We start from the raw sequence: 12562 nt of genomic DNA, 5'->3' as shown, positions 1-12562 counted from the left end.
CTGCTGGGTCGATCAGGATAATTGCTTTCACATTATTTTCTGCAAAATACTTTGCCCTTGCTTCAAGCGTAGCACGATAAGCTGCTCTATCAATTCTTGTACCCGGTTTTACGGTTGGATCTCCACCATTAAACATGATAACCACTTTTCCTTTGATATCGGTACCTGTAAAATCGTTATAGTTGTCTTTCTTTAAACCATAACCAATAAATACAAGTTCGTTGGCTGAGAATGTAAAACCTTGATCGCTGATTAAGCTAGGAGATACCAAATAATCTTTTTGGTATTCTTTAGGCTGACCGTTAACCGTTAAGTGGCTTTCTTTTAAGGTAACGTTAACCAAATCGACTTTTTGGAAATAGCTGCCATTTACAGGCGCTTTTAGACCTAAAGATTTGAAATAATCGCGGATATAATCAGCAGCCATCCAAGCGCCTTTTGTGCCTGTTTCGCGGCCTTCGTATTCATCAGAAGCCAATACAGAAAGGTGTTTGTAGGCATTTTCAGGATTAATGGCCTTGCTGAATTTTATCGCATCCTTATTTGGTATAAGGGGCTTTACCTGGCTAAAACAACTTGCGGTAACAAGCGATACCAACCCAAGGGTTAAAAATTTTTTGTTCATTATGATAATAGTTAGTTAAGTTTCTTGTTAGCACGAAATCTTTTCAACCCTGTTTTGGTGGCGCCCGCCCTCAAATTCAGTTGTTAAAAAGGTTGTGGTAATCTCCTTAGCCAGTTCTTCCGAAACAAATCTGGCAGGTATACACAAAATGTTTGCGTTGTTGTGCTTGCGGACTAAAGAAGCAACTTCATTCTCCCAACATAAACCTGCTCTGATATGCTGATGTTTGTTTGCGGTGATGGCTACACCGTTTGCCGATCCACAAAGTAAAATCCCATAAGTAAATTCTCCATTTTCTACAGCAGCAGCAACCGGATGAGCGAAATCTGGATAATCAACAGAGTTTTCTGAGTAAGTGCCAAAATCTTTTACTTCGTAATCCTGTAAAAAATCTTTTAGTATTTCTTTGTATTCAAACCCAGCGTGATCCGCTCCAATAGCAATTTTAATTTTTGTATCAGACATTGTCAAATTTATAGAGAATTATAAAATCTATTCGTAATGTTTTTGTTAGTTAGCGTAGAAAGCAGCATCAGCCTTTTTCTTCTTTTTTTCTATGTAGGCCGAAACAAAAATGCTCAGCTCATAAAGCAAGAACAATGGCGTAGCCACAATTAGCATCGTCATAATATCAGGCGTTGGCGTAACTATAGCGGCAATAATTAAGATAATTACGGCTGCATACCTTCTGCTCGATCTCATCAGCTTTGGTGTCATCAACCCAAGTTTCGACAGCACGAAAATAATAACCGGAAGTTCGAAGATAATCCCTGTACCTAAAGTTAAAGTTGCCACAGATGATAGATACGAATCAACAGTGAATGTATTTTTGATTTCGGCACTGACTGTATAACCTGTTAAAAAGTTAACCGATAATGGGCATACCACAAAGTAGCCAAAAAGGATACCAATAATGAAAAGTACAGAAGCGAAGAAAACGAAGCCACTTGCCGATTTACGCTCATTTTCGTGTAATGCCGGTTTAATAAAACGCCAGATTTCCCACAATAAATACGGGAAACCAACTACGATACCGCACATTACACAAACATTTAATTGCAGGTTAAACTGACCGGCCATTTCGGTGTTAATAATCTCTCCATTAATTTTGGTGATACACATATCTGCACCAAGTGAAGGGAATTTTTCTACCAGTTTGCACATCATCCTGTAAGTCCAGAAATCTGGCTTTTTTGGACCAAATATGATTTTATCTAAAATGAATTCGTTGAAGTAAAAAGCAATACCGGTAAAAACGGCAATGGCAATTACGGCCCTGATTAAATGTTTACGGAGAACATCCAGGTGATCAAAAAAAGACATTTCTGCCTCTAATGTGGTGCTCTTTTGTCCGATAGCTTTTGTTAGTGAAGTTTTTTTAGTGTCGCTCATGTTGAAAACAAAAATACCATTCTATTTGAATAGAATGGTATTTACGTGTTAAATATAGAAATAGTTTATATTATTATGAGAAATGACTGTAAAATAGAAAGAAGCTACAACAATAGTTTTTAACGTTGCCCTTTAATTATACTCAGTTGCTTTAAATTTGCGGCGTTGTTATAATTAAATTGATATACACCATCGTCTCCTGTAACGATTAAAGATTTAGGGCCTGCAATAACATCAAAGCTTTTGATGTTAGTCAAATGCTGCAACATGTTGTTGCCTATTTTGGTTTTATCGGTAATATTGAAGCTCTTTATTCCATAATTGCCTTCGCAGAGAAACAGATTATCGCCACTGGTGCTTAGGCCGTGTGGATTTTGCATAGCATAAACTGCAATCTGTTTCGGTTTGGTGGGATCTTCTATATCTATAACTTCCAATTGATTGCTTGCTTGCATGCRCATATTGCCTGTGCGTAAGGTAACGTAAGCATATTTGCCTTGTACAACAACAGGGTCGCAGGCAAAAATATGGCTGTAAGTAGATAGTTGTACGGGATTAGCCGGATCGGTAGCACTAAAAATGTGCATACCTCTATTGGTACCTATAAATAATTTATTCTCGTATGGAAAGATGGTTTCGACACCCCAACCTAAGGGAATAGCCTTTAAGAAAGTTGGGCTCGATGCAGTCTTAACATCAAACAGACTTAAATTATTCATACCAACAGTATATAAATAGTCATTCATTAAGGTAAATCTGGCCATCGAGCCACCTTGTCCAGAAGAGTTGCTGCTATACGCGGAAATGTCGTAATATAGCTTTTCCTTGTATGTTTCTTTCTTTACCAGGGTATCTTTATAAATGTAGAGATATTTTTGAGTGCCGGTGGTATACAATTGATTGAAAACATCAGTTACTCTCTTAACTTGTTTGATATTGCCCATATTTGAGAGATCAAAAGCGAGCAAATCAATAAAATTGTCGGCGTAAAGGATATTGTTGTGGATCGCTAAATCTACGTTTCCCGGAATTTGTAGAAAACCCACGTTTACCGGAGCACCCGGATTAGCATTGTTGTAGATATGAATACCTTCATTTGGTTCATTAATGAAAAGATAATCGTTATAAATGTATATTTTTCCGGTTTTTTTGGCAGGAATAGCTTTTGTCATACCTACAGGTAAAGCCCTCATTTGCTGAACCGAAATCATTTTTACAATCTTTATCATTTCATACTCGTCTTTTTTGCATCCTATAAATACAGCGAAAACAAGTAGGAGGAGTAGTGCGTTAATTAGACTTTTTTTCATATTTGGAGTGTTTGGTTATTAAACGTAAGGAATTAATCAAACGCTACAGCATCGGACTTAAATATTAATTATCAACCTGAACTCGATTAATAACATGCTTTTAAAGATCTTCTGTAGATATTTTCAACTCACCGTCGTCACCCTGAATTTATTTCAGGGTCTATCTAGCAGGAAAGATGCTGAAACAAGTTCAGCATGACGATCGCGTTAGAAAAAGAGACTAAAATTGATCACAATGGGTAAATATTAATCGAACTAAGGTTATTAGGTATTTATCCGATCGTAACTGAAATCTAAAACAATAAAAAAGGCTATCCAAATTATTTGAATAGCCTCCTTGTGTCATTAAGTATAGAAATACTTTTACTATTCTGAAAACTCAAACGTTTCCATAAATTTCGTAGTGAAATTTCCTGCCCTAAAGTTCGGATCTTTCATCAATTGAAGATGGAATGGAATAGTTGTTTTTACACCTTCAATTACAAATTCGCCTAACGCACGCTCCATGGTACAGATTGCCTCTTCGCGTGTTTGTGCCACACAGATTAATTTAGCAATCATAGAATCGTAGTTAGAAGGAATTGAATATCCTGCATAAACGTGCGTATCAACGCGAACACCATGGCCACCCGGAGAGTGGAAATTGGTGATCCGCCCTGGTGACGGACGGAAGTTATTTGCTGGATCTTCTGCATTGATACGGCACTCGATTGCGTGCATATCAGGGAAGTAATTTTTACCCGAAATTGGAATTCCGGCAGCAACTTTAATCTGTTCTTTGATTAAATCGAAGTTGATTACTTCTTCAGTAACCGGATGCTCTACCTGGATACGGGTGTTCATTTCCATAAAGTAGAAGTTACGGTGTTTATCAACCAGGAATTCGATTGTACCAGCACCTTCGTAATTTACGGCCATTGCACCTTTAATAGCTGCTTCTCCCATTCTTACACGGAGTTCATCTGTCATAAAAGGAGAGGGAGATTCCTCTACCAATTTCTGGTGACGGCGTTGAATAGAACAATCGCGCTCTGATAAGTGACATGCTTTGCCAAACTGATCTCCGATAATCTGGATCTCGATGTGACGTGGATCTTCGATATATTTTTCTAAATATAAACCATCGTTACCGAAAGCTGCACCAGATTCCTGACGGGCACTATCCCATGCATTTTCGAAATCTTCGTCTTTCCAAACTACCCGCATACCACGGCCACCACCACCGGCGGTTGCTTTTAGAATAACAGGGTAGCCCATTTCATTCGCAATTGCAATACCTTCTTTAACGCTGGTAAGTAAACCTTCAGATCCTGGAATGGTTGGTACACCGGCAATTTTCATGGTTTCTTTTGCAGAGGCTTTATCGCCCATGCCATTGATCTGCTCTGGAGTTGCACCAATAAATTTGATGTTGTACTCGCGGCAGATGTTAGAAAACTTAGCATTTTCTGATAAGAAACCATAACCTGGGTGTATGGCATCGGCATTGGTTAATTCTGCTGCCGAGATAATATTTGGAATATTTAAATATGAATCTTTACTAGGAGGGGGGCCAATACAAACAGCCTCATCAGCAAAACGTACGTGTAAACTTTCGCGATCTGCGGTAGAGTAAACAGCAACCGTTTTGATGCCCATTTCCTTACAGGTACGGATAATACGCAAAGCGATTTCACCCCTGTTGGCAATTAGTATTTTTTTAAACATAATTTTCTACGTTTCGTCTCTGTTTTAAAATAATCGTCATGCTGAATTTATTTCAGCATCCATTTAAAAAGAAGACCCTGAAATAAATTCAGGGTGACGTCAATCTTTAAATAGGTTCTACTAAAAATAACGGTTGATCGTATTCTACCGGTGATGCATTATCAACCAAGATTTTAACGATACGGCCAGAAACTTCGCTTTCAATCTCGTTGAAAAGTTTCATTGCCTCGATAATACAAACTACTTTACCAGTGCTAATTTCGTCGCCAACATTAACAAACATTGGCTTGTCTGGGCTAGCTGAACGGTAGAACGTACCGATCATTGGCGATTTAATAGTAATGTATTTTGAAGTGTCTTCTGCAGCCGGTACAGCAGGTGTTGCTGCATTTGGAGCAGTAGGAGCTGTAGCAACAGGGGCAGCAGCCTGTACAAGCGGAGCCTGTGGTACGGTAGCATGCACAATTGTTGGTGCTTGGTTTGTTTTGATCGTGATTTTGAAGTCTTCTTGCTCAATAGCAACTTCATTTACTCCAGAACGAGAAACAAATTTAATCAGTTCCTGTATTTGTTTGATATCCATTTTTTAGGCTAGTTATGTAAAAAATAGTGTTTATTGAATTAACTAAGTTATACTTTTTTTGTTTTATTTTTTTAAGGATGGTTGATAGTTTTTTAGTTGATGGCTCATAGCCAATCGACCATAAACCATTAGCTATAAGCTATTGACCATAAGACTTCTGACTAGTTAGTGTCGTAAGCCCATTTAAGGTATACCGAACCCCAGGTAAAACCACCACCAAATGCAGCTAAAACGATGTTATCGCCTTTTTTCAGTCTGCTTTCCCATTCCCATAAACATAAAGGAATTGTTCCGTTGGTTGTATTTCCGTAACGTTCAATGTTGATCATTACTTTATCGGTGGTAACGCCCATGCGGTTTGCAGTGGCATCGATAATGCGTTTGTTGGCCTGGTGAGGTACTAACCATGCAACATCATCAGCAGTTAAGCCGTTGCGTTCCATAATTTCGGCAGCAACGTCGGCCATATTGGTTACGGCAAACTTAAATACTGTTGGGCCTTCCTGGTGCGCAAAATGTAGTCTTGCGTCTACAGTTTCGTGTGTTGCCGGCATAACCGAACCACCTGCTTTCATGCCCAGGAAATCTCTTCCCGAACCATCTGTTCTCAAGATAGAATCCTGAATACCGAAACCTTCTTCATTTGGCTCTAATAAAGCACAACCGCAACCATCACCAAAAATGATACAGGTTGTACGGTCTTCGTAATTGATGATTGATGACATTTTATCGCCGCCAACAACTAAAACTTTCTTGTGTCTTCCTGACTCGATAAATGATGCACCGGTAGAAAGCCCGAAAATAAAGCCAGAGCAAGCGGCCTGTAAATCGTAACCCCAGGCATTTGTAGCACCTATTTTATCAGCTAAAACGTTTGCTGTTGCAGGGAATGTAAAATCTGGAGTAGTGGTGCAAAAGATAATCAGTTCAATTTCTTTTGCATCAATTCCCCTCTTTTTAAGTAAACCATTTACGGCATGAACAGCCATATCGGAAGTACCTAAACCTTCTCCCTTTAAAATTCTACGTTCTTTAATTCCCGTTCTGCTGGTAATCCATTCATCCGAAGTGTCAACAATGGTTTCTAACTCTGCGTTTGTAAGCACATAGTCGGGAACGTAACCATTTACTGCTGTAATAGCAGCGTGAATTTTACTCATTTTAAGAATTTTAATAAATTATTTAAATGCCATTCTAATTTTTTCTACCAATCCTGTAGTGATCATTTCTCTGGATTGTAGAACCATATTTTTAACAGCTAACGGACTTGAAATTCCATGTCCGATAACAACGGGAGCGTTAACGCCTAGAACCGGACTTCCACCGTATTGTTCATAATTAAAACGATCGAAGAACTCATCTTTAAGTCCCTTTTTGATGGTAAGTACGTAAAACGATTCTGCTAATTTTAGCATTATATTTCCGGTAAAACCATCGCACACAATTACATCGGCTTTATCATTAAATAAATCCCTTCCTTCCACATTGCCAACAAAGTTGAAAAGGTTGGTTTCTTTCATTAACGGGAAAGTAGCCATGCTTAGCATATTTCCTTTCTCATCTTCTTCGCCAATATTTATCAGGGCAACTTTCGGATCATTTATCTGCAAAAGATTTTCTGCATATAAGCTGCCTAAAACACCAAATTGTAATAAAATATCGGGTTTGCAGTCGGCATTAGCACCTACATCTAACAGCAAGCCAGTACCACCTTTAATTTTTGGAAGAATTGTACATAAACAAGGGCGGATAATGCCCGGAATGGTTTTAACGCTAAAAACTGCGCCAACCAACATGGCTCCAGAGTTACCAGCACTTGCGAAAGAATCGATTTTGCCTTCTTTTAAAAGGTTAAAACCAACTGCTATGCTCGAATTTGGTTTCTGAACGATTGCTTTGGTGGGATGTTCGCCCATACCAATTACTTCATCAGTATGAACGTATTCAAAATGATCTGGATTAAAACCTTCTTCTGCAAGAATGGGTTTAATCTGTTCGGTATCGCCAATAAGAACTAAATGCTCTCCAGCGTTAAGCGATTGATGAGCAGCTATTGCTCCCAAAACAATTGCTTTGGGAGCATAGTCTCCGCCCATTATGTCGAGGCCTATTTTCATAGAAAAAATCTGTTTGTGTTAAGTCAGGTGTAATCCTGAATTTTTCAGTTGACTAAGGTATGACTAAAGCCGCTGAAAACACAAACAATTTTTTAAGAAAATTACCCTATCTGAGTATTTTCGATAACCAGTTTGCCGTTGTAGTATAAGTTACCATCAACGTTGTAAGCACGGTGAGGTACGTGAATAGCACCTGTTGCCGAGCATGTTGCTAAAGAAGGAGTAACAGCTTTATAGTGTGTTCTTCTTTTATTTTTTCTCTGTTTCGAGATTTTCCGTTTTGGATGTGCCATTGGTGTATAATCTAATTATTTTTTTAACTTATTAAGGGCTTCCCAACGTGGGTCGCTTGTTTGTTCATTTTCTTCAGCCTGCTTTTGGATAGATAACTGATTTAAGCGATCAATCATCTCCTGATCGCAATCTTTACCTGCCTGCTCGCAGTTTTTGATATAAGGTACGGCTACGTTAATCATTTCGTATAAAGGGCCCGATATATCAATCTCGGTATCTTTACGGCTTAGCGAAATAATTTCTTCATCATCGCTTTCCATCTCGGCCTCTGCAAATTTTACGATCTGTCTTTCGTATAGATTTACCGGTAATGAAAACTCAGATAAACATTTATCGCAATCTAAATTAACCGTACCAATAACTTTGAATTTTAGAAGCAACATGGTCTCTTGTTTCTCAAGCTCCAGGTCCCGGTAAACGGTAATGAAAATTGTTTTAGTGGGTTCAAAGTACTGTAAAATTTTAGCCTGCAAATGTAGGGATAAAATAATTAGATTAAAAATGTTTTTTAAAAATTGTTGATGTTAATCGAACAGGTTTTCAGAATGTTAATCGAAATACTGAAAGACCTTACACGTTTCTTGTTAGTCGGGATTTGTGATCCCGACTTAGAATAAAGAATTTTTACTCATTAAGTGGATGGTAAATCCACCGTCCATTGAGTCGAGATTGCAAATCTCGACCAACGAAATTATTGATTAGCCAAAACCATTTCCTTATTATTCCTGCTCCATTCGCTCCAGGAACCAACATAAAGCTTAGGGATTGGTAAACCTGCATAATCCATAGCCAGTAGCGTATGGCAGGCGGTAATGCCCGAGCCACAGTGTACAATTACGTTTTCGGGTTTAACGTGGGCCAAAGCTTCAGCATATTTTTCTTTCAATATTTCTGGGGCCAGGAAAGCACCCGTAGCATCCAAATTTTCGGTATATGGAATATTTGTCGCACCAGGGATGTGCCCTGCAATTAAATCGATAGGTTCAGTAAGGCCTGCAAAACGATTGGCATCGCGCACGTCAATCACAATGTAATCGTCGGTTTTGGCAACTTTTTCTACCTCATTGATATCTGATAACGGTAAGTTCCATGCTGTGATTTCGTATTTTTCGACAGATTTTGGGATTTCTACTTTATCTGTAGTCGGGAAGCCTGCTTTAATGGCCGCCTGGAAGCCTCCATCAATTACCTGTACTTTTTCATGACCGATTGCTTTTAGTATCCACCACAGCCTCGCAGCTGCGTTACCGCCGTTTTTATCATCGTAAACAATCACATGGCTATCTTTTGTGATACCAAGTTGCTGTAAAACGGCAGAAAACTGCTCGAATGTTGGTAAGGGATGCCTTCCGCCAATGGCAAAATCGCCAATGTTGGCTAAATCGTTATTTACATCAGCAAAGAGCGCACCAGCAAGGTGTTGCTCGTCATATCTTGCTTTTGATCCGGCACTGGCATCGATAATTACGATTTCATCGTCTTGGTTTAACCAGGTTAATTCTGCTGGTTTTATAATGGGTGGTAAATTATTCATATTTCAATTTTATTATCCGTAATCAAACCATATTGCATTTGCGCCATTGGCTTTTGCATATTCTAAAAATCTTCTGAAATTTCGAAGGTCCTGACCAAAATTATTGCCAATGTAACCTTCACCTTTATCGAGATTAAAATCGGTAAAATAGTAATCATTATCCAGGGTGTCTGTCTCATGGCTATCCAATTTATCATTTAGCGTGCCTAGCTGTGAAAGCTTTTGGATCAAGGTTTCGATCGTTTCCAGTACCTTATTTATATTGCCATCTATTTTTTTTCTATTATTTGCGATCTGCTCAAGAACTTTTTTCTTATCGTTTTCGGTTTCTGCAAAAGACAGACGAAAATCAACCTCCATTTCGTTCCAGTATTGCTCCATTTCATATAAAACTGAAATATCTGTTTCTGTTAGCCTACTTATCTGGTCGAGTTCGGTTTCTTCTTCAATAACATTCCTCCGCGACATCAGGTTGCAAAAGGTTCTGCTTAAACTATGCTGGTTAAAAAAATCTACCTGGTTATCTGTGTTTTTCAAACGGGATATTTCTTCTGAATTATCGGTAATGAGATGAATGTCGAGCCCCATGGTATATTTTGTGATTCAATTTTTTGCAATATAAGAGATTTTGGAAATCGGGCCTAATGCGATTTTTTGCTGATAAGTGCCCATAGCCCCAAAACTGGGCCAACAGCTAAAGCCATATAAAGATAATGCGAATTCATTTCTTTAGCCAAAAGATTAATCACCTGGATGCTAATAATCGTAATGGCAAAGCCGATACAGTTTACCAGTGTTAACGAAGTTCCCCGCAGGCTTTGGGGCGCATGTTTGGCGATTAAAGAAGAAAACAAGGGTGAATCGGCCGTGCCAGACAAGCCCCAGCAAAATAAAAATAGAAGAAAAGGATATACCGAGCCGCAGAATAGGAAAAGCGGCGAGAGCAGGCAGCATAACCCCGAAATGGAAAGCGCAATGGTGGCAATCCGTTTTGCACCAAATTTTTGTGAGAGCAAACCGCCGATCATGCAAGACAGACCTCCTGATGCGATAATTAAGAACGAAAAAAGCGGTATATTTAAAGTTGCAGGTGCATGTTTAGTGTTGTAAAGCAGCAGCATGCCGGGTAAAAAAGCCCAAAAGGTATAGAGTTCCCACATGTGCCCGAAATAGCCGAAAGCAGCAGATCGAAAATCAGGATTTTTAAAGCCATTAAAACAAGAGCGGAAATCGAATTTCTGCCCGGCAGTTCTAAATGGACCGTTTGGCACAAGCCATAAAATAGCAATTGCACCAATCAGAGATAAGCCCGAAGTAGCAAAGATTACATATTGCCAATTAAAATTTGCTGTAAATGTTTTTAATAAATGAGGGAAGGCAGTACCAAAGACCAGAGCACCAACTAAAAAACCTAACGATTTCCCTAGCCCGTCTTTAAAGTAATCAGATGCTATTTTCATGCCGACAGGGTAAATTCCAGCCAACATAAAACCGGTTAAAAAGCGAAAAAGCAACAATAAACAGACATCGGATAGTTCTAAACAAATGCCCAGATTAAACAAAGCGGCTGCAATTCCACAAATAAAGAACACTTTTGAGGGTGAAAAAATATCGGAAATGGCAAAAAAAGCGAAAACTAATGTTCCGCTGATGAAACCGAACTGTACCATGCTGGTGAGGTTGGCCAGCAGGTTTGTTTCTGTTGGAAAACTTTTAACAATATCTGGTAATACTGCATTGCCAGCAAACCACAACGATGTACAGAGAAACTGTGCAATAACAATTGTGGGGAGAATGTAATTGGGTTTTTTAGTGCCGTTCATTTTGAATTTGATGCACAATTTTACCTAAAATAAACCTGATAGTAGTGGAAATACTTTTTGATATGGTGCTTCGACAAGCTCAGCATGACAATCACAAAAAGATTGGAACGCATAGCAGGACTTTCGGGACCTATGAAACACAAGACCATGTTTTGCGAAAAAAAAATATTGACCACCTAAACTGCCTTAGTAGATCTGAGTTTAATAAACTTTGGTCTTTCAGCTCTAGTCTTTCTACCTTTTAAGAAGCATCATCTTTAATGTCAAACTGCGTTTCAACCACTTTTCCACCTGTACGCAACTGATTGCCCAACATTTCTTCTTGCTCCCTACGGTTTTTTACAATATGGATAGCCGAAAACAATGCTTCAGTGAAAGAAGTAGAATCAGCCAGGTCTTTACCCGCAATATCGTAGCCCGTTCCATGATCGGGAGAGGTGCGCACGAAGTTTAAACCAGCGGTATAATTTACGCCATTATGGAAAGCTAATGTTTTAAAAGGAATTAAGCCCTGATCATGGTACATAGCCAAAACGGCATCAAACTGTTTGTAGCTACCATTGCCGAAAAAGCCATCAGCAGGGTATGGCCCAAAACAAACAATACCTTTATCGTAGGCTTCCTGAATGGCCGGTGTAATAATTTCAGCCTCTTCGGTACCCAATAAACCATTATCGCTCGCATGTGGGTTTAAGCCTAAAACGGCAATTTTTGGTTTTTCGATCCAAAAATCTTTTTTAAGGCTTTCGTTAATCAGCTTTAATTTACTGATAATTTTCTCTTTTGTAATCGAGGTTGGAACATCTTTCACCGGAATGTGGCCAGTAACTACACCCACACGTAAATTTTCGCTGATCAAAAACATCAGCACATCTTTACTACCACTTTTTTCCTGCAGGTATTCGGTATGGCCCGGAAAAGCAAAAGTTTCTGATTGAATGTTATGTTTATTGATCGGAGCGGTAACCAGTGCATCGATATCGCCGTTTACCAGATCGGCTGTTGCGCGCTCAAGTGATAAAAGTGCATATTTTCCACCTGTTGGCGTTACCTGTCCCAATTCGATTTTCACATCCTCTTCCCAGCAATTAATCATGTTTGCTTTTTTTGGCTGTGCCTGGTTGGCATGGCTAACGCCTATCTTTGCGTCCATAGCGCCGAATCTTAGCACCTCTTT

Annotated in this window: 14 protein-coding genes; all 14 read right to left on the bottom strand. The window is 39.0% G+C overall.

The window, feature by feature from the left end; genetic code table 11:
* Positions 1-625 (bottom strand): protease-associated domain-containing protein (locus tag AC1DND_RS00575; protein WP_477578228.1); only part of this gene is annotated, 625 nt, incomplete at its 3' end.
* 27 nt (positions 626-652) lie between these two features.
* Positions 653-1090 (bottom strand): ribose 5-phosphate isomerase B, encoded by a 438-nt coding sequence (gene rpiB / locus AC1DND_RS00570; protein ID WP_477578227.1) that lies wholly within the window; start codon positions 1088-1090, stop codon positions 653-655.
* 45 nt (positions 1091-1135) lie between these two features.
* Complete coding sequence (tatC, locus tag AC1DND_RS00565) at positions 1136-2017, bottom strand: twin-arginine translocase subunit TatC (RefSeq protein ID WP_477578225.1); 882 nt, start codon at positions 2015-2017, stop codon at positions 1136-1138.
* A 119-nt stretch (positions 2018-2136) separates the two neighbouring features.
* On the bottom strand, positions 2137-3327 hold the full coding sequence (locus tag AC1DND_RS00560) for an LVIVD repeat-containing protein (RefSeq protein WP_477578223.1): 1191 nt from the start codon (positions 3325-3327) through the stop codon (positions 2137-2139).
* 366 nt (positions 3328-3693) lie between these two features.
* A complete protein-coding gene (accC, locus tag AC1DND_RS00555; RefSeq protein WP_029274147.1) occupies positions 3694-5034 on the bottom strand; it encodes an acetyl-CoA carboxylase biotin carboxylase subunit in 1341 nt (446 codons plus the stop codon).
* 106 nt (positions 5035-5140) lie between these two features.
* Positions 5141-5617, bottom strand: a complete 477-nt coding sequence (accB, locus tag AC1DND_RS00550) for an acetyl-CoA carboxylase biotin carboxyl carrier protein (RefSeq protein WP_477578221.1) — start codon at positions 5615-5617, stop codon at positions 5141-5143.
* A 161-nt stretch (positions 5618-5778) separates the two neighbouring features.
* A complete protein-coding gene (locus AC1DND_RS00545) occupies positions 5779-6777 on the bottom strand; it encodes a beta-ketoacyl-ACP synthase III (RefSeq protein WP_029274149.1) in 999 nt (332 codons plus the stop codon).
* A gap of 18 nt (positions 6778-6795) precedes the next feature.
* Positions 6796-7734 carry a phosphate acyltransferase PlsX gene (gene plsX, locus AC1DND_RS00540; protein ID WP_029274150.1) on the bottom strand — a complete coding sequence of 313 codons (939 nt, stop codon included), beginning with the start codon at positions 7732-7734 and terminating at the stop codon, positions 6796-6798.
* A gap of 101 nt (positions 7735-7835) precedes the next feature.
* Positions 7836-8027, bottom strand: a complete 192-nt coding sequence (gene rpmF, locus AC1DND_RS00535; RefSeq protein ID WP_025143959.1) for a 50S ribosomal protein L32 — start codon at positions 8025-8027, stop codon at positions 7836-7838.
* A 15-nt stretch (positions 8028-8042) separates the two neighbouring features.
* On the bottom strand, positions 8043-8501 hold the full coding sequence (locus tag AC1DND_RS00530) for a YceD family protein (RefSeq protein ID WP_477578219.1): 459 nt from the start codon (positions 8499-8501) through the stop codon (positions 8043-8045).
* Between the two features lie 218 nt (positions 8502-8719).
* Complete coding sequence (locus tag AC1DND_RS00525; protein ID WP_477578217.1) at positions 8720-9562, bottom strand: sulfurtransferase; 843 nt, start codon at positions 9560-9562, stop codon at positions 8720-8722.
* A gap of 12 nt (positions 9563-9574) precedes the next feature.
* Positions 9575-10150: a hypothetical protein gene (locus AC1DND_RS00520; protein ID WP_477578215.1), complete on the bottom strand. Its 576-nt coding sequence runs from the start codon at positions 10148-10150 to the stop codon at positions 9575-9577.
* A 53-nt stretch (positions 10151-10203) separates the two neighbouring features.
* A complete protein-coding gene (locus AC1DND_RS00515) occupies positions 10204-11385 on the bottom strand; it encodes an MFS transporter (RefSeq protein ID WP_477578213.1) in 1182 nt (393 codons plus the stop codon).
* A 241-nt stretch (positions 11386-11626) separates the two neighbouring features.
* Entirely contained in the window at positions 11627-12538 is a 912-nt protein-coding gene (pdxA, locus tag AC1DND_RS00510) for a 4-hydroxythreonine-4-phosphate dehydrogenase PdxA (RefSeq protein WP_477578211.1), read from the bottom strand.
* Positions 12539-12562 lie beyond the last annotated feature (24 nt).

This window comes from Pedobacter sp. 01N416 (genome assembly GCF_056399685.1).
The sequence above is the reverse complement of the archived record's forward strand: the minus strand, read 5'-3'. Positions and strand labels throughout refer to the sequence as shown.

Bases quoted from the DNA above. Each gene is read 5' to 3' on its own strand.
- rpiB (WP_477578227.1), bottom strand. From the start codon at position 1,090: ATGTCTGATACAAAAATTAAAATTGCTATTGGAGCGGATCACGCTGGG.
- tatC (WP_477578225.1), bottom strand. From the start codon at position 2,017: ATGAGCGACACTAAAAAAACTTCACTAACAAAAGCTATCGGACAAAAG.
- accC (WP_029274147.1), bottom strand. From the start codon at position 5,034: ATGTTTAAAAAAATACTAATTGCCAACAGGGGTGAAATCGCTTTGCGT.
- accB (WP_477578221.1), bottom strand. From the start codon at position 5,617: ATGGATATCAAACAAATACAGGAACTGATTAAATTTGTTTCTCGTTCT.
- AC1DND_RS00545 (WP_029274149.1), bottom strand. From the start codon at position 6,777: ATGAGTAAAATTCACGCTGCTATTACAGCAGTAAATGGTTACGTTCCC.
- plsX (WP_029274150.1), bottom strand. From the start codon at position 7,734: ATGAAAATAGGCCTCGACATAATGGGCGGAGACTATGCTCCCAAAGCA.
- rpmF (WP_025143959.1), bottom strand. From the start codon at position 8,027: ATGGCACATCCAAAACGGAAAATCTCGAAACAGAGAAAAAATAAAAGA.
- AC1DND_RS00525 (WP_477578217.1), bottom strand. From the start codon at position 9,562: ATGAATAATTTACCACCCATTATAAAACCAGCAGAATTAACCTGGTTA.
- AC1DND_RS00520 (WP_477578215.1), bottom strand. From the start codon at position 10,150: ATGGGGCTCGACATTCATCTCATTACCGATAATTCAGAAGAAATATCC.
- AC1DND_RS00515 (WP_477578213.1), bottom strand. From the start codon at position 11,385: ATGAACGGCACTAAAAAACCCAATTACATTCTCCCCACAATTGTTATT.
- pdxA (WP_477578211.1), bottom strand. From the start codon at position 12,538: ATGGACGCAAAGATAGGCGTTAGCCATGCCAACCAGGCACAGCCAAAA.